The following is a 21,373-nucleotide window of genomic DNA, read 5'->3' as shown; positions in this document are numbered from 1 at the left end:
CCGGTCACCTGATCGACGGCGATCCGTCGCCGCCGTTCGCCCCGGAGTGCTCGCCGTGCAACTACTCGTGGGGCGCGAGGCTCGGCAACGCGACCCGCACGGTCGGCACGAACCCTTGATCGAGAGTGTGGCGACCCCCAGGGGGGTCAAAAGTTCGGGACCGGGTGGTCCCGCCCAGACCCCTCCGCTGCTCTCGACCGGTCGCGACGACCGGTCGAGCTCGACCGGCGACGGCGGTGCGGCCCGGACCCGTCGCGCCGGAGCTGCCGTGCCAAGCTCCGGCGGTGCCCCGCCCGGACGAGCCCGACCACGTCGCGATGGCGAGGGAGGCGTACGACCACGCGGTCGACCGCTACCTCGATGCGGTGGGCACGACGGTCTCGGCCGAGTTCGAGACGACGATCGACCTCGCGGCCCTGCGTGCCTTCGCCACCGACCTCGCCACCGCGGTGCGGGGATCGGTCATCGACGTGGGTTGCGGGCCGGGGCGGGTGACCCGGCTGCTCGCCGACCACGGCCTCGACGTCCGAGGCGTCGACGTGTCGGTTCGCATGGTCGAGGCGGCCCGTACCGCGCACCCCGACCTGCGCTTCGACGTGGCGTCGCTCACCGACCTGCCCGCCGCCGACCGCTCGATGGCCGGGGTGGTGTCGTGGTACTCGATCATCACCACCCCGCTCGACCGGCTCGGCGAGGTCTGGCGCGAGTTCGACCGGGTGCTCGTCGACGCGGGTCGGATGCTGGTCGCGTTCCAGGCCGGGGACGGCGAGGTCGTGGAGCGCTCCGACGACGGCTCACCGACGCTGCGGCTCCACCGCCACCGCGCCGACGCGGTGGCGACGTCGCTCGACGGGGAGGGGTTCGAGGTCGTGCTCGATCTCCGCCGTGCCGCCGCCCTGGACCACGAGACGACCCCGCAGGCGATCCTCATCGCACGGCGGGCGCGAGGGTGAGACCGCCGCGACGCGGCACCCGACGGGAACGGAGCCCGGGAGCCCGCTCGGGGTGTGGCACGATCGCTCGATGCGGGTGGTCGGGGCGTGCTCGCTGGGAGGCGCCGGCCACCTCGAGCCGCTGCGGCCCGTCCTCGACGCGGCAGGTCGCCTCAGAGCCGAGACCATCGTCGCCGGTCCACCCGCTCTCGCCGAGCTGGTCGCCGACGCCGGGTTCGACTTCGCCCCGTGCGGTGAACCCCACGAGGACGTCGTCGCACCGATCCGCGAGCGCCTCGCGACCGCTCCGGCCGCGGAAGCGTCGGTGCTCGGCGACCGCGAGCTGTTCGGTCGGCTCGCGACGACGGCGATGCTCCCCGGCATGGAGCGGCTGCTCGCCGAGCGACCCCCCGACCTCGTCGTCCGCGATCCGTGCGAGTACGCCTCCGCCGTGGTCGCGCATCGCGCGGGCATCGGGGTCGTCCAGGTCGCGATCGGCCTGGCCGAGGTGGAGTGGCGCTCGATCGGGGTCGCCGCACCGGCGCTCGAGGACCACCGCGCCGGGCTCGCCGACGAGGTCCGCGCGACGCCCTACGTCTCGCGCTTGCCCGCCTCGGTCGACCCGTCGCCGTTCGGTGACACGCGTCGGTTCCGCAGCACCCCGGTCCCCGCGTCACCCCTGCCCGACTGGTGGGACGGATCGACGGCTCCCCTCGTCTACGTCAGCTTCGGCACGGTGCTCGGGTACATGACGACCGCGGCGGCGGCCTACGAAGCAGCACTCGAGGCGGTGGCCGGTCTCGAGGCCCGCGTGCTGATGACCGTCGGCCACCGGTTCGATCCGGACCGGCTCGGGCCGGTCGCGTCCCACGTCCACGTCGAGCGGTGGGTCGACCAGACCGACGTGCTCGCCGAGGCCGACCTGGTGGTGTGCCACGGCGGCTCCGGGACGACGTTCGGCGCGCTGGCGGCGGGGCTCCCCGTGGTGATCACCCCGATGTTCGCCGACCAGCACGCGAACGGCGCCGCCGTCGAGGCGGCCGGAGCCGGGCTCACCGTAACGCCCGGGGACCGCGACGGGGTGCGCGGCACCTTCGACCGAGCCGACGTCGGCCCGCTGATCGCAGCGATCGCAGCGGTCCGCGACGACGGGTCGCACCGGGTCGCGGCGCAGCGGATCGCGGAGGAGATGGCCGCGGCGCCGACGCTCGACGAGCTCGTCGCCGACCTCCTGTCCGACCCGTCGCCGCGGCACTGACGGGCGGGCCGATCCGCGACGACGGCGCCTCGGCGCGGGCGCCTGCGCCTCAGGCCTCCACGGCGGCGGCGAGGCGGTCGAGGGTGAGACCCATGGTCTCGCGGTTGCGGCCCGGACGGTCGTCGATCCCCGACATCGTCCGGCTGAACTCCAGCGCCGACTCCGGTCGCAGGTCCTCGGCCCACTCGGTGACGTGCGAGCCCCCGTCGGTGGGCTCGATCCGGTACCCCCAGGTCGCGAAGTGGACGTCGAACATCGAGCACTCGAACGCGAACGCCCGGCCGGGCTCGGCCTCGACGACCCTGCCCTGCGTCGTCCACTCGTGGTCGCCGTTGCGGTTGTGGCCGTCGAAGGTCGCGCCCACCACGGCCCGCTCGACGCCGCCGTGCCACTCGCAGGAGTGGCACTCGTCGGACCACTCGCCCATGCGGGTCACGTCCGAGATCGCGTCGTACACGGCCTCGGGGGTCGCTGCGATGGTCCGTTCGATCTCGACGCGCTCTCGCATGGGAACAGCTCACCACGTCGGTGGCGGCGAGGTCGACCCGGCCCCCCGTCACCGGACCACCACCCGGTCGTGCGTCGGATCGATGGGCGTCGCGTCGTCGGGCGAGGTCGACGTCGCGGCGACGTCCGGCCCGATGCCGGCCGACCCGATGCCGGACGGTGCGACCACCGTCGGATCGACGTCGAGCGCCGACGCCGCAGCGCCGTCGACGTCGACGTGGGGCAGCAGCCGGTCGAGCCACGCCGGGAGCCACCAGTTGGCGTCGCCCATCAGCGTCATCGTCGCCGGGACGAGCACGACCCGCACGATCGTCGCGTCGACGGCGATCGCCACGGCGAGGCCGAGCCCGAACATCTTCGTGGTGGGATCGTCGCCGAGGACGAACCCGCCGAACACCGAGATCATGATCAGCGCAGCCGAGGTGATCACCCGCGCCGTCCCGGCGAGGCCGGCGATCACGGCGCCGTCGTTGTCACCGGAGGCCACGTACTCCTCACGCACCCGTGACAGAAGGAACACCTCGTAGTCCATCGACAGACCGAACACGATCGCGAACATGAACATCGGCACGAACGACACGATCGGGACCGTCGACTCGAGCCCGATCAGCTCCTCGCCCCACCCCCACTGGAACACCATCACCAGCACCCCGTAGGCGGCCCCGATCGAGAGCAGGTTCAGCAGCGCCGCCTTGAGCGGCACGAGGATCGAGCGGAAGACGAGCATCAGCAGAACGAACGAGAGCGCCACGACGGACCCGACGAACAGCGGCAGGCGGTCGGTGACTCGCCCCGCCACGTCGCCGACGTTCGCCGTCGACCCGCCGACGTGGGCCGACGCCGGGCCGTCACCGACGACGACGGGGAGCACCTCGGCGCGCAGGCGCTCGACCGTCGCGAAGGTCGCGTCGTCCTGCGGCGCGGTCGTCGGCTGCGCCACGATGGTGGCGATCCCGGCGGCGTCGTCCACGATCGGCGAGGCGACCGACTCGACCCCCGGGTCCGCGACGATCGCACCGACGAGCGGATCGACGATCGCAGGCTCGCCCGCCAGGTCGACGACGATCAGCAGCGGACCGTTGGCGCCCGGACCGAAGCCCTCGGCGACCAGGTCGTAGGCCCGCCGTTGGGTGCGCGAACCCGGCGCGCTCCCCTCGTCGGGGGAGCCGAGGTCGAGCGCGAGGACCGGGGCGGTGAGCGCCAGCAACACCCCCGTCACGCCGAGCGCGTACGGCCACGCGTGCCGCGAGACGTGGCGACCCCACCGCGTCCAGCGCGCACCGACCCCGCTCCCGCGGCCGCCCCGGTGGATGCCGAAGCGGTCGATCCCGTGCCCCGCGAGGCCGAGGAAGGCCGGCAGCAGGGTCACCGACGCGACGACCATCACGGCGACGACCACCGACACCGCGACCCCCGCGGCGGTGAGGAACGGGATCCCGGCGACCCCGAGCCCGAGGATCGCGATCACCACGGTGCCCCCGGCGAAGACGACCGCCTGGCCGGCGGTGGCCACGGCGCGCCCCGCCGCGTCCGCGACGGCGATCCCCCGGTGGAGGAAGTCGCGGTGGCGGGTGACGAGGAACAGGGCGTAGTCGATGCCGACGCCGAGGCCGATCATGCCGGCGATCTCCGGCGCCCAGCTCGGCACCTCGATCACCCACGCGAGCAGCGACATCGCGCTGACCCCGAGCGCGAGGCCGAACAGAGCCATGCCGATCGGGAGGCCCATCGCGACGACGGAGCCGAACGCGACGAGCAGGACGACGACCGCGACGAGCAGCCCGCCGACCTCGCCCGGGCCGGTCTCGGGTTCGTCGAACGTGAAGAACAGGTCGCCGCCCGCCTCGACCTGCAACGACGAGCCGGCTCGCACCTCCGTGAGGGCGGTGCGCAGCTCGTCGAGGTCGCGGGCGTCGAGCTCCGAGATCTCGCGGTACCTCACGTCGAGCAACGCGACGCGCCCGTCCGGGGAGACGAGACCGGAGGCGACCGCCGCATCGGGATCGTCGGTCAGCATCGCGACCGGATCCGCGACCGCGAGCGCGCCGCCGAGCCGGACGAGGCGGTCGCGCACCGCCGCGAGATCACGCCGGGCGCCGTCGTCGTCGAAGAACGTCGTCCCCGGCTCGCTCGGCGTGGCGACCACGCGGGCGCTCGACCCGGCCCGGTCCGACCCGGCGCTGCTGAGCAGGTCGAGGGCGCGCTCGGAATCGACGCCGGGTACCTCGAAGGTGTCCTCGAGGTCGCGGCCGAGCATCGTCGACGCCGCCACGACCACCACGGCGACGAGCGCCCACGCCCCGATCACGCGCCACGGGTGGCGGGCGGCGGACCGACCGATCCGGAACAGGGCTGACGACATGGTGATCTCCTCCACGAGACGGCGGAACGCCGATCGGCGATCCCGCATCCCACGCTGACGATCCGCACGCCCCGGGTCATCGGGGGATCGGCCGTTCGCGCCTCGACCGAACGGGTGGGACGGGATCGTCCCTTCGGCCGATCCGCCGCCACGGCCCGATCTCTACGCTGGTCCGCGTGTCCCCCGCCGTGATCTCGTCGCTCCTCGCCGAGCCGGCCGTCGCGGACCCGCCGCGTCGGGTGCGGCGCGACTGGGTGCTGCTCGCGGTGATGGTGCCGACGGCGATCGTCGAGGGGGTCGTGAGCGACCGGGTGTCGTGGTTCCCGGCGAGCGGCGTCGTCGTCGTCGCGATGATCGTCGCGACCGCGCTGTGGCGTCGGACGCACCCGCTGGCGGTCACGCTGACGACGTTCGGCCTGCTCGTCGCTGCCGACGCCGTGGCCGCGATCCGCGGGGACGCCCCGTTCGAGTACTACTCCGCCGCGCTGCTGCTGGTCGGCGTGTACGCCCTGTTCCGTTGGGGCTCGGGTCGCGAGGCGGCGATCGGCCTCGCGGCGATGGCCGTCGCCTTCGCGTCGACGATGATCACCAACTGGACGACGCTCGGCGACGCGATCGGCGGGGCGCTGGTGCTGTTCTTCCCCGCCGCGCTCGGTGTCGAGGTCCGCCACCTCGTCGGCGCCCGCGCCCGTGACCTCGCCGACGCCAAGCTGCTCGAGCGCGAGATGCTGGCGCGCGAGCTGCACGACTCGGTCGCCCACCACGTCTCGGCGATCGCGGTGCGCGCCCAGGCCGGACGGCTGCTCGGCGCCTCCGAGCCCGCCGAGGCGCTCGACGCGCTCGAGGTGATCGAGCGCGAGGCATCGCGCACCCTCGTCGAGATGCGCGCGATCGTCGGCACCCTGCGCGGATCGCAGGGCCCCGAGCTGTCCCCGCGGCCCGGCCTCGCGGAGGTGGTCGGCCTCGCCGCGCCCGACGTCGGGCCGCGCGTCGAGATCCACCTCGACGACGACCTCGGCGACATCGCCGAGACGGTCGGGACGGCGCTCTACCGCGTGTCGCAGGAGGCGATCACCAACGCCCGACGCCACGCCCACGACGCGACCACCGTCGAGGTGTCGATCACCGGCGAGAACGACCGGGTGCTGCTGCGCGTCGACGACGACGGCCGGCCCGCCCCGGCGTCGCGCACCCCACGCTCGGAGGGTGGGTTCGGCCTGGTGGGGATGGCCGAGCGGGTGCATCTGCTGGGCGGGACCTTCGCCGCCGGCCCTCGCTCGACCGACGGGTGGCGCGTCGACGCCACGATCCCCCGCGGCGGTCCGCGATGACGCTGCGGGTCCTCGTCGCGGACGATCAGGACATCGTGCGGACCGGGCTGAGGATGATCCTCGACGCCCACGACGGCATCGAGGTCGTCGCCGAGGTCGCCGACGGTCGCAGCGCGGTCGCCGAGGCGCTGCGGCTGCGTCCCGACGTCTGCCTGCTCGACATCCGGATGCCGGGCCTCGACGGGATCGAGGCGACCCGTCTGCTCGCCGGACCCGGCGTGGCGGAGCCGATCGCGGTCGTCGTCATCACCACGTTCGATCTCGACGAGTACGTCCACGGCGCGCTGCGCGCCGGCGCGCGCGGGTTCCTGCTCAAGGACGCCGGCCCGGCGCTGCTCGTCGACGCGATCCGCGCCGCCGCGGACGGCGACGCGATGATCTCGCCGAGCGTCACGGCCCGCCTGCTGTCGACGTTCGCCGGTCGCGACGCCGCCTCGGCGGGGCGCGAACCCGTCGAGGCGCTCACCGCGCGCGAGGAGGAGGTCCTCGCCGCGGTCGCCCGCGGCTCGACCAACACCGAGATCGCCGGCGAGCTCCACGTGAGCCTGAGCACGGTGAAGACCCACGTCGCGAGCACGATGGCGAAGCTCGCCGTGCGCAACCGCGTGGAGCTCGCGATCTGGGCGTACGAGACCGGTCGAGCGGGCTGAGACCGCTCGGGCCGCCGCTCACTCGACGTCGTGGTTCGCGAGCCGCCAGCTCGCCAGCGCCAGCGCCCCGACCGCGACCGCCAACGGGACGACGACCCCGATCGCGGTCGAGAAGTCGGCCCCCGTCAGGTCCGCTCCGGTGCGGTCGGCGATGATCGAGCGCGTGTAGGTGCGCATCGCGAACCGTGCGACGCCGGGTCCGCCGAGGGCGATGAACCCCTCCCAGATCAGGATGTACGCGAGGCCCCACACGATGTGGCGCACGAGCAGGACGCCGAGCATCGTGAAGATCGAGCAGTAGGTGACGAGGCCGACCACCGAGGCCAGTACCGTCGCACCGACGAGCCCCTCGCCGACCCCGGTCAGCGCCGCGGCGGCGATCACGGGCGGGAGGGTGATCGGGGCGGCGATCGTCAACGCCGCGAGGGCCGCGCCGACGACGACCGGCCATCGCCGGAGCGGGCGCAACCACAGGTAGATCAGGGTCTTGTCCTCGCGCAGGTCGCCGATCGCGGCACCGCCGAAGACGAGGCAGACCACCGGGATCACGATCGCGAAGCCGAGGTTCGCGATCACCGAGGCAGCGGCGTCGACGTCGGCCGCGTCGGAGGTCCCCACGGCGAACCCGGCCACGGTCGCGGTCAGCGACAGCAGGAGCAGGCCCACGACCCGGCCCGGCGAGACGAGTCGGGCGACCGTCACCCGGTACGCGATCGCGAGAGCGCGACCGGCACCCACCGGGTGCCGTTCGACGCCGTCGGGGTACCCGACCGGACCCGAACCGGAGCGCCGCTGGCGAACGCGGTCGGTCCGGTCCGTCACCGTCCCTCCACGAGGTAGCGGAACACCGACTCCAGGTCGTCGTCGAGCGGGGCGACCTCGGTGAGCCGCGCCCCGAGGTCGACCGCGATCGGAGCGAGCTCGCGCCCGAGGGCGTCGACGTCGAGGGTGTCGACGACGACGTGCTCGTCGGCCAGGTCGACCCCGGTCACCAGTCCACGCTCGACCAGCGTCGAGGCGACGCGGCGCGGATCGGAGGTGGCGAGGCGGATCCGGTGCGGACGGTCGTCCATCAGCTCGCGCAGGTCGCGGTAGTCGCCGCGGGCGACGAGCCGCCCCTGCGCGACGACGAGCACCTGCGAGCCGAGCCGGGCGACCTCGTCGAGCACGTGGCTCGACACGAGCACGCAGCGACCGGCGTCGCCGAGGCGGTGGAACAGCTCGATCATCCGACGCCGCTGCACGGGGTCCAGGCCGGTGAGCGGTTCGTCGAGGATCAGCACCCTCGGGTCGTTGACCAGGGCGGCGGCCACCTTCACGCGCTGGCGCATCCCCTTGGAGAACGCGCCCAGCTCCTTGCTGGCGACGTCCGCGAGGTCGACCTGCTCCAGGGCCCAGCGAGCCACGTCGCCGGCGTCGCCGGGGGACACGCCGTGGGTGCGGGCCGCGATCTCGACGAAGCCCGCCGCCTCGAGGTGATCGAACAGCGCGTCCTGCTGGGGGACGAGACCGATGCTGCCACGCACCTCGCGATCGCGGCGCGGGTCGGCGCCGAGCACGCGCAGGGTCCCGCGCGAGGGGGCGGTCAGCCCGCACAGCATCCGGAACAGCGTCGACTTGCCCGCACCGTTCGGGCCGAGCAGCGCGGTCACGCCGTCGTCGATCGCGAAGGTCACGTCGCTGACGGCGACCACGGATCCGAACCACTTCGACGCCCCGTCGACGGCGATCATCCCGCTCGGCGGGACCGCACCCGCGGCGGGCGGAGCGAGGGGCGCCGGGGGCGGCAGCTTCGGGCCGGACGGCGGCCCGGTCGGCGCGGGCGGGGCCGTCATCGGGCGATCACCAGTCGCGAGTAGCGCCACACGACGACGGCAGCACCCGCCACGATCCAGGCGATGTTGACCGCGACCACGCTCCACGTCGACAGCTCGGGGAAGCTGCCGCGCTCGCCGAAGATGCGGTAGACGAGCTCGAAGGGCATCGAGAAGGCGTCGATCAGGCGCCACCGCGGTGACAGCCCGGCACCGTCGACGAGGGCGGACGCCACCGCCGGCGAGGCGAGGGCGAGCAGCACCACGCCGATCGAGGCGAAGGCTCGCCGGTCGGTCAGGCTCGCGGCCGCCATCGAGATCGCCGTGAGCGCCCCCGACACCGCGAACGACGAGACCACGATGCGCCCGAGCACGCTCATCCACCCGTCGAAGCCGTCGGGGCCGACGTTCTCGAACGTGTACCCGATCAGCACCAGCAGGGGCGGTCCGAGGGTGACGAGAGCGAGGGTGGCGAGGACCGCGACGAGCTTGGCGACGAGGTACGTCCCGCGGTGCAGCGGTGTCGACAGGTACATCGCGAGCATCCCGTTGCGTCGGTCGCCCACGAGCACCTCGGGCGCGACGAGCCCGGCGAACAGCAGGATCGCGGCGGTGACGAAGCCGTAGTAGCTCGCGTAGTCCGCGATCTCGTTGGGGTCGAGCAGATCGCCGACGAGCACCGACAACCCGACGAACACGATCGCCGGGATGTACGCGATCCCGACCGCGATCACCGGGAAGATCTTGTGGCGCGCCGGGCGCCCGATGCCGAGCGTGGCGCGGACGCTCTGCCACGCGACGCTGCGGATCGCTCCGCCGACGCCGGCACGATCCCCCTCGTAGCGCTGGAACCCGCGCTGGACGATCTGCGCCGTGCCGCCTCCGCGGACGCCGGCCGGACCGGGCGGGTCGCCGCCCGACGGGGGCGGCGGAGGTGCCGGGGCACCGGTGACGTCGCCGCGCTCGGCGCCGCTCACGACGAGCCCGCCCCGATCCGGTCCCCGGCGGATCGTGCGCCGGCGTCGTCGCTGAACACGTCGTCGAGGGAGCGCCGGCGGGGTGCGAGGCGTCGGATGCGCGCTCCCGCCTCGGCGACGGCGACGACGATCGCGTCCGACAGCTCGTCGTCGGATCCCGGGCCGGCCGGCGTCGTCGACGACGACGACGACACGGTGAGGGAATCGACCGTGCGACGAACCCGGAACCCGGCGTCGGCGAGGCGGCGCTCGACCGCCTCGACGGTCCCCGGCCGGTCGGCGAGATCGACGAGCCGGCCCGCGTCGAGCGCGACGACGTGGTCGCAGATCCGCTCCACCTCCTCGAGCACGTGGGAGGACAGCACGACGTCGATCCCGAAGCGCCGGTTGACGTCGACGATGATCGCGAGGACCTCGTCGCGCTGGACGGGATCGAGGCCGTCGGTCGGCTCGTCGAGCACGATCAGCGACGGATCGGCCGCGATCGCCTGCGCGAGCTTCACCCGTTGGCGCTGCCCGGTCGACATCGTCCCGAGGGATCGGAAGCGCTCCTCGCCCAGGCCGACCAGGTAGAGCGAGTCGCTCGAGCGGGATCGGGCCTCGTCGGCGGGGAGGCCCTTGACCTGCGCGAGGTGACGGACGAAGTCGTCGGCGCGCATGTCATCGGGCATCACGTTGCGCTCGGGCCCGAACCCGATCCGCGAGCGCAGCTGCGGCCCGTCGGTGCGCGGATCGAGGCCGAGGACCTCGATCGACCCCGACGACGGCGTCAGCAACCCGAGGCAGACGGAGATCAGCGTCGTCTTGCCCGCACCGTTCGCCCCGACGAGGCCGGTGACCCCGGGCGGCACGTCGAGGTCCAACCCGTCGAGGGCGCGTGTCGAGGGGAAGTCCATCACCAGACCGCTCGTCGAGATGATGGCGCCCACGTGCGTGAGTCTTGCACCGATCCGCACCGCGCACCGACCGTCGCGCGAGCACGGTCGCCCGGGTCGGGCTACGTTCGCGGCGATGCCGAGCGGACCCGACCGCAGGAACCTGTACCGCGTCCTGCACGTCCAGCCCGACGCGCCCCCGGCGGTGCTGAAGTCCAGCTACCGCGCCCTCATGCTGAGCATGGAGATGCACCCCGACCGCGGCGGCGACCACTGGAGCGCGGCGAGGATCAACGACGCGTACGCCGTGCTCTCCGACCCCGTCGCACGAGCCGACTACGACCGCACCCTGGTCGCGTCCCCGTCGGCCGCGGACGCCCGCGGGGCGGCGGGGCGGGCGCAGCCGACCCCGTCCGCTCCCATCGGAGCGGACGGGTGCGCTCCGGACGACGACACGTGCTGCGTCTTCTGCGGCGCGCGGAGCCGGGGCACGGCCGATCCGTCGAGCGCGTCGTGCTCGGTGTGCCGGAGCCCGTTGGGCCTCGCCGACGCCCCGCAGGTCGTCGCCGACGGACGCCGCATCGCGCGCCGGGTGGAGCGCGACGGCGCGATCCGCTTCTTCGAGCGGTGGCCGTCGCCGCCACCCGGCGTCGGGCGCATCCTCGACCTGTCGCCCAACGGGCTGCGCTTCGAGGCCGATCGCCCGATCGGCGAGTTCCGCATCCTCAAGCTGGCCGGCCCCCTCCTCGACGCCGTGGCCCGCGTCGCCTCGGTCACCGAACACGGAGGCTCCAGCGCGATCGGCGTCGAGTTCTACACCGTGCGCTTCCACCACGATCGCGGCACCTTCCTGTCGACGACGGCGTGAGCCCCCGGGGGCGCTCGGTCGCGCCCCCGGGTCAGCGTGCGCCGCGTGCGTCGGGGAGGGTGACCACCACCCGGGCGCCGCCGAGCTCGTCGCTCGCCGCGATCACGACGTCGCCGTCGTGGGCCGCGACGACCTCGCGCACGATCGACAGGCCGAGCCCCGACCCGCCGCCGTCGCGCGAGCGCGCCTCGTCGAGTCGGACGAAGCGCTCGAACACCCGCTCGCGCTCCGCGGGCGGGACGCCCGTCCCGTCGTCGTCCACCGCGAAGGTCACCGCGCACCCGTCCCCGACGATCGACACCGCCACCCGTCGACGGGCGTGGCGACGTGCGTTCTCCACCAGGTTCCGCACGACGCGGCGGAGCTGCTCGGCGTCGCCGCGGACCTGCCCCGCCGAGACGGCGGAGACGTCGATCACCACCTCCGGGTCGGTGCGCTCGGCGAGCCGGACCGCCTCCGACAGGACCAGGTCGTCGAGGTCGACCAAGTCGTCGGCGCGCGACGGCGACCCGGAGTCCCGACGGGCGAGCAGCAGCAGGTCGTCGACCAACCGCTGCATCCGCTCGTTCTCGGCCGCCACCACCGCCGCGACGTCCTCCCAGTCGGGGGCGGGGGACGCGGCGGCCGTCTCCAGGCGGTGGCGGACGATCGTGATCGGCGTGCGCAGCTCGTGCGACGCCGCCGAGGAGAACTCCCGCTGCGACCGGGTCTCGACCTCCAGGCGATCGAGCATCGAGTTCATCGTCGCCGCCAGCCGCCGGACCTCGTCGTCGGTCGTCGGGACGGGCACCCGGCGCCCGAGCTCGGTCGCCCCGATCTCGGCGAGCTCCGCGCGCATCGAGTCCACCGGCCGCAGCGATCGACGGACCACCCGCCACGTGGTCAGACCGGCGAGCGCGGTGATCGCCGCTGCGCCGACGCCGAGCGCCGTCGCGGCGATCCGCACCGTGCGGTCGACGTCGTCCAGCGCCTCACCCACCACGACGCGGACCGGCCCCGACGGCGACCTCGCGCCCACCGCCAGCACGCGGAAGTCGACGAGCTCCCCCGTCGTCTCACGCACCGCGACGATGGTCTCGGCCCCGGTCGCGACGACGTCCACCGGCGGACGCCCGCGGACGTTGCTGCTCGCGGCGACCACCCGGTCCCCGAGCACGATCTGCGCGAAGGACCGGCCGTCGTCGGGGATCGCGATCTCTCGCGGGGTGACCCCAGCCGCCGTCAACGTGGCGAGATCGCCGGCTCGCAGCTGCAGGGCCGAGTCGAGGTTCTGGACCATCGTGGTCCGCAGGATCGCGACGAACCCGGCGGCGGCGGCGACGGACGCGATCGCGAACACGATCGTCGCGAAGAGCGTCGCTCGACCCCGGATCGAGGCGAGCGGGGTCACCGGGTCACCCTCCCGCCTCGGACAGGCGGTAGCCCCGGCCGCGCACCGTCTCGATCGAGCTCCGATCGAACGGGACGTCGACCTTGCGACGCAGGTGGCCCACGTACACCTCGACGATGTTCGCGTCCCCGGCGAAGTCGACGTCCCAGACGTGGTCGAGGATGTCGCGCTTCGACACGACCGCCCCGGCGGCAGCCATCAGGTGCTCGAGGACGGCGAACTCCCGCGCCGTCAGCTCGATCCGCACCTCACCCCGGCGGACGGTGCGCCGGGTCGGGTCGAGCACCAGGTCGCCGACCACGAGCTCGGTCGACGGCTGGGCCGAGCTGCGGCGGATCAGCGCACGCAGCCGAGCGACCAGCACGAGGTGCGAGAACGGCTTGCGGAGGAAGTCGTCCGCGCCGGTCTCGAACGCCTCGGCCTCGTCGAGGTCACCGTCCTTGGCCGTCAGCACGAGCACCGGCGTCCAGTCGTCGCGCGCACGCAGCGCCCGGCACACGAGCCACCCGTTGCGGCGCGGGAGCATGATGTCGAGCACGATGGCGTCGTAGTCGTGCAGCGCCGCCATCTCGAGCGCACGCTCGCCGTCGAGCGCCACGTCGACCGCGAAGCCGTCCGCGGTGAGACCGGCCTCGAGCGAGCGCGCGAGCGGCTCGGAGTCCTCGACGACCAGCACCCTCACCCCAGCCACCTCCCGGGGGCGGGGACCGCGACGGCTCCACGCGTCATCATCGCTCCATTCCATCGGATCGAACCTGAAGCGGCGTTCAGGTCGCTTCAGCGTCCCTTCAGGTCGCACCCCCATGCTGGCCCTCCATCGCACCCGACCCACCCGGACGAGAGGACCAACCGTGACCGACACCCCCGACCGCCCCCACCGCGGACCGACCGCAGCGGCCCCCACCACCCCGACGGACCGCCCCGGATCGGCGTCCCCGTGGCAGCCCCCCGCCCCGGCGCCCACGCCCTCGACTCGTGCGGGAGGCCGACGTCCGGGCGTCGCCCGCAGCGCCGTGGTCGCCCTGGCCTGCGTCGCGACGATCGCCGGCGGGACCGCCGGCGGAGCGATCGCGGGCCACCGTGCGGGTGCCGGCGACGCCGCCGCCCAGGATCGGGCCCCGGTCGCCGAACCCGCCGCGGCCACCCCGGCGGTCGCGCCGGCGCCCGCCACCTCCGACGTCAGCGACCTCGTCGCAGCGGCCGCCCCCAGCGTGGTCCGCATCGACGTGGTGGGCCCCTCGGGGCGGCGCGGGGGGACGGGCACGGGGTTCGTCGTCTCCGCCGACGGCGAGATCGCGACCAACGCCCACGTGGTGGGCGACGCCGCCACCGTCGACGTCACCTTCTCCGACGGATCCACGACCGAGGCGCAGGTGATCGGTACGTCCCCGGGTCACGACCTCGCGATCGTCGACGTCGACACCGCGGGGCTGGTCCCGCTGCAGCTCGGCACGAGCGAGGACCTCGCCGTGGGCGAACGGGTCGTCGCGATCGGCAACGCGCTCGGGCTCGAGGGCGCCAGCACGGCGACCGACGGCATCGTGTCGGCCCTCGGCCGCTCGATCGCGCTGCAGGACGGGACCCGGATGACCCACCTCATCCAGACCGACGCCGCGATCAACCCGGGCAACTCGGGCGGGCCGCTGCTGACCCTCGACGGCCGCGTGGTCGGGATCAACTCGGCGGGGTCCGTCGGCGCCCAGAACATCGGGTTCGCGATCTCGATCGACACCGCTCGTCCGCTCCTCGACCAGCTGCGGACCGGAGAGCCGATCACCAGCGCCTTCCTCGGGATCACGACCGCCGAGGCGGCCGCGGTCGGCACCGACGTGACGGCCGCCGACGGGCTCGTGGTCGTCGACATCACCCCCGGCTCGGCGGCCGAGGGCGCCGACCTGCGGCGGGGCGACGTGATCGTCGGGGTCGACGGGGACCCGGTGGCGGCGGCCTCCGAGCTGGCGGACGTGATCGCCGATCGCGATCCGGGCGACGCCCTCGAGCTCGAGATCCAGCGAGCGGGGCAGGCGGCGCCGATCGACGTCGAGGTGGTGCTCGGCAGCCGGCGGGTCTGAGCGGCGCGGGCGCACGTGCCGCTCGACGCCGCGGCGCTCCACCTCAGAACTCGATCACGAGTCGCCCGCGCACCCCGCCGGCCTCGAGGCGACGGTGCGACTCGGCGGCGTCCTCGGGGGCGAAGGTGTCCGCGACCCGCAGCGTGATCGCCCCCTCCTCGACCTGGCGGCGCAGGGTGTCGAGCTTCTCGCGCTCCTCCAGGTAGGTGTGGACCCACACCTGGTGCACCTCGATGTCGCGCGGGGCCTCGCCGCGGAACCCGCGCACGGTGGCGAAGCCGCCCCCGTCCTTCACCGCCGCGAACAGGGCGTCGTTCTGGACCGAGCCGTCGATGATCGCGTCGACCCCGTCGGGAGCGTGCTCGGCGATCCGGTGGGCGACGTCGTCGCCCCGACGCACGACGACGTCCGCCCCGAGGTCGCCGACCAGCGACTCGTCGTCCTCGGAGGCGTCGGCGATCACCCGCAGGCCGTCGGCCTTCGCGAGCTGGACCGCGTACCCGCCGAACGCTCCCGCCGCGCCCGTGACGGCCACCGTCTCCCCCGGCTCCAGGCCGAGCAGGTCGAGCGCGAGGCGCGCGGTGAGGCCGTTCATCGGCAGCGTCGACGCCTCCACGTCGGTCGTGCCCTCGGGGACGGCGACGACCGACCCGGCCGGGAGCGCGAGCTTCTCGGAGTAGCCGCCGTGGGATCCGTCGGGGAGCACGATCGCCATCACGTGGTCGCCCACCGAGAGCTCGGTGTCGACGTCGGGACCGATCGCCTCCACGACCCCGGCGACGTCCATCCCCGAGACGTACGGAGGCGGGTCCTTCTTCTGGTGCTCGGCACGGGCGCCGTTGCGTCCGTAGGTGTCGGTGGGGTTCACCGTGGCGGCGTGCACCCTCACCAGGATCTGACCGGGCCCTGCCTCGGGGTCGGGGAGCTCCACGACCTCCAACGCCTCGGGACCGCCGTGCTCGTTGACTCCGACTGCTCTCATCGCAGGAGTCTCCCCGATCCCGCGCCTCACCCACGAGCGCAGCCCGCCCGTCGCGGAGGTCCCACGAGGGGTTCGTCAGGCGCGGCGTTGCTGGAGCAGGACGCTGTCGGGGTCCGCGGCCGAGGCGGTGCCGGCGCGGACGACGGCGAAGCGCTCGCAGATCGATCCACCGAGGATCGCGAGCGACCCGAGCGCCGACAGGAGCCGACGCCCGCGCGGGGTGACGAGCGAGGCCGCGGTCGCGACGGCACCGGCGACGCTCAGCGCGGTCGCGGCGTGGGCGTACGGCGCCGCCTCCGGGGAGTCGTAGGTGTCGAGCGGTCCGAGCCGGCGCTTCATCACCCCCGCCGCCACGACCTCCCCCACGGCACCGAGCACCGCGACCCGAGCGGCCAGCGGCTCGAGACGTCCGTCGACCGACGCGAGCAGGCCGCTCGCCGCGCCGGCGCTCGCCGTCGCGCTCCCGGCGAAGACGAACGGCAGCTCCCGGCGCGCCTCGTACCAGGCGGGGGTCGCCGTGTCGGCGACGAGCACCGCGGTGTAGGTCGCGATCGACGGGCCGACGAGGGCCGCACCGGCGCCCAGCGCACGGCGCAGGCGCGGGAGGGCACCGAGCTCGTCGAGGATCCAGGCGCCGCCCGACAACGGGCTGTAGGCCATCAGCAGCCACGAGCCGACGCTCATCGGCGACGACGGTCGCAGCACCCGCAACATGTGGTGGAACCGCTTCGGCCGGCCGAGGTCGACGATCAGCAGGACCGGGCTCGGGAGCAACCCCGCCACCGCTGCCCGCCGGGCGTGGACCGCGAGGCGGCGGCGCCCGGTGAGCTCGGCGACCTCGGCGAGCACCGACGACGCTCCGGCGAGACCGCCGGTGAAGAAGTACCAGCCGATCGCGTCCTTCCAGATGTGGGGCCGCACGATCGGCTTGCCGTAGTAGCCCGACGTGTCGGCGGCGCGTTCGACCGGGGTCTCGGGACCGGCTCCCGGTTCCGCCCGAACCCGTCGAGCGACCGTGTCGGTCACCGTCGTCCTCCCAGCGCCGCCGCCGCGATCCCCCCGACGAGGGTGGCCGCCGCCATCGCCGCGCTGGCCCACATCCGCGGGAGCTCGCGGCTGGCGACGACCGGTGCGGGGGGCAGGCCGTACACCTCGGGCTCGTCTCGCAGCAGGAAGACCGCACCGGACCCGCCGACGCCGTCGGAGGGGTCCTCGCCGTACAGCCGGGCCCGGTCGTCGCCGGCGTCGTGGAGCTCGCCGAGGCGCTGGTGGGCGCGTCGGCGCATCTCGTCGAGCGGTCCGAACTGGATCGAGTCGGTCGGGCAGGCGTGCGCGCACGCGGGGGTCTGGTCGCCCTTGAGCCGGTCGTAGCAGAGCGTGCACTTCGCGGCGCCGCCGGTCGACTCGTCGCGCCCGATCACACCGAACGGGCACGCCGGGACGCAGTACCCGCACCCGTTGCAGATGTCGGGCTGCACGACGACCGTGCCGAACTCGCTGCGGAACAGCGACCCGGTCGGGCACACGTCGAGGCACCCGGCCTCGGTGCAGTGCTTGCACACGTCCGAGCTCATCAGCCACACGATCGACGCCGGACCGTCGGGCGAGGTGAGCGCGGTCGGCAACGTGACCTCCCCGGGCGCCACCGGGTCGACGTGGAGGTCGGGCGCCGGGGTCCCCGACGCCTGCCGGTGCCGGGCCTGCTCGATGAAGGTGACGTGGCGCCAGGTGGTCGCACCGAGCGCCCCGGTGTTGTCGTAGGAGTCCCCGGACAGCTCGCCGACGGTGCTCGGGATGTCGTTCCACTCCTTGCACGCCACCTCGCACGCCTTGCATCCGATGCACACCGAGGTGTCGGTGAAGAAGCCCGCCCGCTCACCCGATGCGACGACGAGGTCGTCGTGGGCGACGAGCCCCGAGGGGACGCCGGAGCGGTCGCCGAGCACGGTCATCGGCTCGCTCCGTCGCTCGCCGGGCCGCTCGGGCGAACGTCGGCAACGGAGGTGCCCGCCATCGGGGGCTCGAGCTGATCGTCGTCGTGCCGGTGCGACGTGTCCGGGCGGTGCGCGAGCACGAACTCGCGCCGTGCCGGTCCGCGCGGTCGTCGTCCCGGGACGATGTCGCACGTCTGGGCCTTGGTGTCCTGGATGTGGACGTTGGGGTCGAGGCGCAGACCGAGCAGGTCGTTCGCCGAGTCGCCGGTGTTCGCGCCCGACCACCCCCAGTGGTACGGCAGGCCGACCTGGTGGACCCGGTGCCCGTCGACGTCGAGCGACGGGATCCGCTCGGTGACGAGCACCCGCGCCTCGATCGCCGCCCGCGACGACACGATCGTCGCCCACCCCATGTGCTCGAGCCCGCGGACCCCGGCCAGCTCGGGGCTGACCTCGCAGAACATGGCCGGTTGCAGCTCGTTCAGGCGGTCGACCGTCCGGCTCATCCCGCCCGCGGTGTGGTGCTCGGTGACCCGGTAGGTGGTGACCACGAACGGGTAGGCCGCGCCGTCATCGAGACCACCCCCGCCGGGCTCGTCGGGGTTCGGGTGGAGCGGGTTCTCGGGTCGGTCGATCGACTCGATCGCCGGGTTCTCCTGGCGGTGGTGGATCGGGTTGCGCACCGGTGACTCGTGGGGCTCGTAGTGGGTCGGCAGGGGCCCGTCACGCAGGCCGGCGGGGACGTACAGCCACGCCTTGCCGTCGGACTGCATCACGAACGGGTCGTCGCCGCCGAGGGCGTCGGCTCCCTTCGCGCCCGGCTCGGGTCGGAAGTCGGGGCGCTTGTCCGCCTCGATGTCGGGGACGTCGTGGCCCGTCCACGAGCCCTGCTCCTCGTCCCACCAGACGTAGGCCTTGCGCTGCGACCACGGGTCGCCCGCCGGGTCGGCCGAGGCGCGGTTGTAGATGATCCGCCGGTTCGCCGGCCAGGCCCACCCCCACTCCGGAGCCACCCACGACTGCTCGGAGCCGGGCCGTCGGCGCCGGACCTGGTTCACGCCGTCCGCGTAGCAACCGGTGTAGATCCAGCAGCCTCCGCTGGTCGAGCCGTCGGCGCGCATCTCGGTGTAGGACGACAGCGGCGTCCCGTCGGCGTGGGAGCCGTTGATCTCGGCGAGCACCGCCTCGGGGTCGGGCTCGTCGGTCGGGCCCTCGAGCGGGTAGTCCCAGGTGAGGTCGAGCACCGGGCGGTCACGGGGGTCCTCGGAGCCGGCGAGCCGCTCGCGCACGAGGCGGCCGAGGTGGTAGAAGAACCACAGGTCGGAGCGGGCATCGCCCTCGGGCTCGACGGCCTTGTCGTGCCACTGCAGGAGGCGCTGGGTCTGGGTGAACGACCCGCTCTTCTCGGTGTGGGCCGCGGCGGGGAGCAGGAACACCTCGGTCCCGATGTCCTCGGTCACCAGCTCACCGGTCTCGATCTCGGGCGAGTCCTTCCAGAAGGACGCCGTCTCGATCTCCTGGAAGTCGCGCACGACCATCCAGTCGAGCTCGGCCATGGCCATCCGGTGCATCCCCGAGTTGGTCGAGCCGACCGCCGGGTTCTCACCGAGCACGAAGAACCCGGTCACGTCGCCCTCGAGCATGCTCACCACCGACTGGTAGGTCGAGTGGTCGCCGGTGAGGCGCGGCAGGTGATCGAAGCACCAGTCGTTCTCGGCGGACGCCGCGTCGCCGAACCAGCTCCGCATGAGGCTCACGGTGTACGCGTCCATCGCCCCCCAGAAGCCGGTGTCGGGGGCGCCGGCGTCGACGAACTCGGCGAGCGAGGCCGAGTGCTCGACGTGGGGCATCGGGATGTAGCCGGGGAGGTAGTTGTACAGCGTCGGGATGTCGGTCGAGCCCTGGATGGTCGCGTGGCCGCGCAGCGCCATGATCCCGCCGCCGGGGCGGCCCATGTTGCCGAGGAGGGTCTGCAGGATCGCGGCCGAGCGGATGTTCTGGACCCCGACCGAGTGGTGGGTCCACGCGACGGCGTAGCAGAACGATCCGGTCCGCTCACGCCCCGAGTTGGCCGTGATCGCGTCCGCGACCCGGTGGAACAGCTCGACGGGGATCCCGCACGTCCGCTCGACCATCTCGGGGGTGTAGCGGGCGAAGTGCCGTCGCAGCACCTGGTACACGCAGCGCTCGTCCTGCAACGTCGGGTCGACCCCGGGGGCGTCGACCGGCTCGGTCTCGGCGTCGACGACGTGCATCTCGGCATCGCTCGCCTCGCCGCCGGCCTGGCGGTCACCGGCGGACGCCTTCGCCCCCTGGGACGCGTAGGCCCAGGCGGCCGGGTCGTAGGTCCGGGTGTCGGGGTCCCACCCGGCGAAGACGCCGCCGAGGTCGTCGGCGTCGACGTAGTCCTCGCCGACCAGCATCGACGCGTTCGTGTAGGCCTCGACGTAGTCCCGGAAGTCGGAACCGCTCTCCATCACGTGGCGGATCAGCCCGCCGAGGAACGCGATGTCGGTCCCGGGACGGATCGGCACGTGGACGTCGGCCACGGCGCTGGTGCGGGTGAAGCGCGGGTCGACGTGGATCACCGTCGCCCCCCGCCGCTTGGCCTCCATCACCCACTGGAACCCGACCGGGTGGTTCTCGGCCATGTTCGAGCCCATGATCGTGATCACGTCCGAGTTCTGCAGGTCCTGCAGGAAGCCCGTCGCCCCACCCCGTCCGAACGATGCCCCCAGACCGGGGACGGTGGACGAGTGTCAAATGCGCGCCTGGTTCTCGATCTGGACGGCCCCCCACGACGTCCACAGCTTCTTCCAGAGGTAGTTCTCCTCGTTGTCGATGGTGGCGCCGCCGAGCGACGCCATCCCCATCGTGCGGTTCAGCGCACGCCCCTCGGCGTCGGCCGCCTGCCAGTGCTCGGCGCGGTTCGCGACCACCCGATCGGCGATCATCTCCATCGCCTCGTCGAGGTCGAGCGACTCCCACTCGGTGCCGTGCGGGCGGCGGTAGCGGACCGACGTCAACCGGCTCGGCGACTGGACCAACGCCTTCGTCGCCGCTCCCTTCGGGCACAGGTGACCGCGCGAGATCGGCGAGTCGGGATCGCCCTCGATCTGGGTGATCCGCTCGTCCTCGACGAAGACCCGCTGCCCGCACCCGACCGCGCAGTACGGGCAGATCGACTGGACCACGCGGTCCGCGGTGTCGGTGCGCGGTGTCAGCTGCACCGACCACGGCGACCTCGCGGCGGGCCCCTTGGCGCCCCGGTCGGAGCCGGTGACCTGGCGGACGACCGGCCATCGGGCGAGGCGGGAGGTGAGGGATTCGCTCATCGGGGGTGCTCCACGGGTCGGTGACGACTCCACGACGCCACCACGGGACCCGGCGCCGGGATCCTCGCATCGTCGCCCAGCGACCC

At 73.6% G+C, this 21,373-nt stretch carries 18 protein-coding genes; 6 read left to right on the top strand and 12 right to left on the bottom strand.

From position 1 onward, the window contains the following. Positions 1-284 precede the first annotated feature (284 nt). Positions 285-953, top strand: a complete 669-nt coding sequence (locus tag ACOOHC_RS01235) for a class I SAM-dependent methyltransferase (protein ID WP_420452192.1) — start codon at positions 285-287, stop codon at positions 951-953. A 70-nt stretch (positions 954-1,023) separates the two neighbouring features. Continuing rightward, positions 1,024-2,190, top strand: a complete 1,167-nt coding sequence (locus tag ACOOHC_RS01230) for a glycosyltransferase (RefSeq protein WP_420452191.1) — start codon at positions 1,024-1,026, stop codon at positions 2,188-2,190. Between the two features lie 49 nt (positions 2,191-2,239). Here the strand turns inward: ACOOHC_RS01230 and ACOOHC_RS01225 are convergent, their stop codons facing one another. Next, on the bottom strand, positions 2,240-2,698 hold the full coding sequence (locus ACOOHC_RS01225) for an SRPBCC family protein (protein WP_420452190.1): 459 nt from the start codon (positions 2,696-2,698) through the stop codon (positions 2,240-2,242). 48 nt (positions 2,699-2,746) lie between these two features. Continuing rightward, positions 2,747-5,059 (bottom strand): MMPL family transporter, encoded by a 2,313-nt coding sequence (locus ACOOHC_RS01220; RefSeq protein ID WP_420452189.1) that lies wholly within the window; start codon positions 5,057-5,059, stop codon positions 2,747-2,749. Between the two features lie 176 nt (positions 5,060-5,235). On the opposite strand from ACOOHC_RS01220, the gene ACOOHC_RS01215 reads away from it, so the two are divergent. Continuing rightward, the gene (locus ACOOHC_RS01215; protein WP_420452188.1) at positions 5,236-6,390 is read left to right on the top strand and encodes a sensor histidine kinase; all 1,155 of its coding nucleotides are present in this window, start codon (positions 5,236-5,238) and stop codon (positions 6,388-6,390) included. Beyond that, positions 6,387-7,040 (top strand): response regulator, encoded by a 654-nt coding sequence (locus ACOOHC_RS01210; RefSeq protein WP_420452187.1) that lies wholly within the window; start codon positions 6,387-6,389, stop codon positions 7,038-7,040. The genes ACOOHC_RS01215 and ACOOHC_RS01210 overlap by 4 nt, the downstream gene beginning before the upstream one ends. Positions 7,041-7,058: 18 nt before the next feature. On the opposite strand, the gene ACOOHC_RS01205 is transcribed toward ACOOHC_RS01210, so the two are convergent. Genes ACOOHC_RS01205 through ACOOHC_RS01190 form a run of 4 tightly spaced genes read right to left on the bottom strand, consistent with a single transcriptional unit; the run spans position 7,059 to position 10,760 of the window. Then, complete coding sequence (locus ACOOHC_RS01205) at positions 7,059-7,862, bottom strand: hypothetical protein (RefSeq protein WP_420452186.1); 804 nt, start codon at positions 7,860-7,862, stop codon at positions 7,059-7,061. Continuing rightward, positions 7,859-8,875, bottom strand: coding sequence for an ABC transporter ATP-binding protein (locus ACOOHC_RS01200; protein ID WP_420452185.1), 1,017 nt, complete (start codon positions 8,873-8,875; stop codon positions 7,859-7,861). The genes ACOOHC_RS01205 and ACOOHC_RS01200 overlap by 4 nt, the downstream gene beginning before the upstream one ends. Continuing rightward, on the bottom strand, positions 8,872-9,831 hold the full coding sequence (locus tag ACOOHC_RS01195; protein ID WP_420452184.1) for an ABC transporter permease: 960 nt from the start codon (positions 9,829-9,831) through the stop codon (positions 8,872-8,874). Before ACOOHC_RS01195 ends, ACOOHC_RS01200 begins: the two co-directional genes overlap by 4 nt. Continuing rightward, the gene (locus tag ACOOHC_RS01190) at positions 9,828-10,760 is read right to left on the bottom strand and encodes an ABC transporter ATP-binding protein (protein ID WP_420452183.1); all 933 of its coding nucleotides are present in this window, start codon (positions 10,758-10,760) and stop codon (positions 9,828-9,830) included. The genes ACOOHC_RS01195 and ACOOHC_RS01190 overlap by 4 nt, the downstream gene beginning before the upstream one ends. 82 nt (positions 10,761-10,842) lie before the next feature. On the opposite strand from ACOOHC_RS01190, the gene ACOOHC_RS01185 reads away from it, so the two are divergent. Continuing rightward, positions 10,843-11,574, top strand: a complete 732-nt coding sequence (locus ACOOHC_RS01185; RefSeq protein ID WP_420452182.1) for a DnaJ domain-containing protein — start codon at positions 10,843-10,845, stop codon at positions 11,572-11,574. Positions 11,575-11,605: 31 nt separating this feature from the next. On the opposite strand, the gene ACOOHC_RS01180 is transcribed toward ACOOHC_RS01185, so the two are convergent. Further along, positions 11,606-12,964, bottom strand: a complete 1,359-nt coding sequence (locus ACOOHC_RS01180; protein ID WP_420452181.1) for an ATP-binding protein — start codon at positions 12,962-12,964, stop codon at positions 11,606-11,608. Between the two features lie 4 nt (positions 12,965-12,968). Continuing rightward, complete coding sequence (locus tag ACOOHC_RS01175) at positions 12,969-13,646, bottom strand: response regulator transcription factor (protein WP_420452180.1); 678 nt, start codon at positions 13,644-13,646, stop codon at positions 12,969-12,971. Positions 13,647-13,815: 169 nt separating this feature from the next. On the opposite strand from ACOOHC_RS01175, the gene ACOOHC_RS01170 reads away from it, so the two are divergent. Continuing rightward, positions 13,816-15,036, top strand: a complete 1,221-nt coding sequence (locus ACOOHC_RS01170) for a S1C family serine protease (RefSeq protein WP_420452179.1) — start codon at positions 13,816-13,818, stop codon at positions 15,034-15,036. A gap of 43 nt (positions 15,037-15,079) precedes the next feature. Here the strand turns inward: ACOOHC_RS01170 and ACOOHC_RS01165 are convergent, their stop codons facing one another. The 4 genes from ACOOHC_RS01165 to fdh all read right to left on the bottom strand — a co-directional run bounded on the left by ACOOHC_RS01165 (position 15,080) and on the right by fdh (position 21,287). Continuing rightward, positions 15,080-16,018, bottom strand: a complete 939-nt coding sequence (locus ACOOHC_RS01165; protein WP_420452178.1) for an NADP-dependent oxidoreductase — start codon at positions 16,016-16,018, stop codon at positions 15,080-15,082. A 75-nt stretch (positions 16,019-16,093) separates the two neighbouring features. Further along, positions 16,094-17,044, bottom strand: a complete 951-nt coding sequence (nrfD, locus tag ACOOHC_RS01160; protein ID WP_420452177.1) for an NrfD/PsrC family molybdoenzyme membrane anchor subunit — start codon at positions 17,042-17,044, stop codon at positions 16,094-16,096. Continuing rightward, positions 17,041-17,970: a 4Fe-4S dicluster domain-containing protein gene (locus ACOOHC_RS01155; RefSeq protein WP_420452176.1), complete on the bottom strand. Its 930-nt coding sequence runs from the start codon at positions 17,968-17,970 to the stop codon at positions 17,041-17,043. Before ACOOHC_RS01155 ends, nrfD begins: the two co-directional genes overlap by 4 nt. Beyond that, positions 17,967-21,287, bottom strand: a complete 3,321-nt coding sequence (gene fdh, locus ACOOHC_RS01150) for a formate dehydrogenase (protein ID WP_420452175.1) — start codon at positions 21,285-21,287, stop codon at positions 17,967-17,969. The genes ACOOHC_RS01155 and fdh overlap by 4 nt, the downstream gene beginning before the upstream one ends. Between the last annotated feature and the right edge of the window lie 86 nt (positions 21,288-21,373).

Source organism: Ilumatobacter sp. (assembly GCF_965215205.1).
GTDB lineage: Bacteria > Actinomycetota > Acidimicrobiia > Acidimicrobiales > Ilumatobacteraceae > Ilumatobacter_A.
The sequence above is the reverse complement of the archived record's forward strand: the minus strand, read 5'-3'. Positions and strand labels throughout refer to the sequence as shown.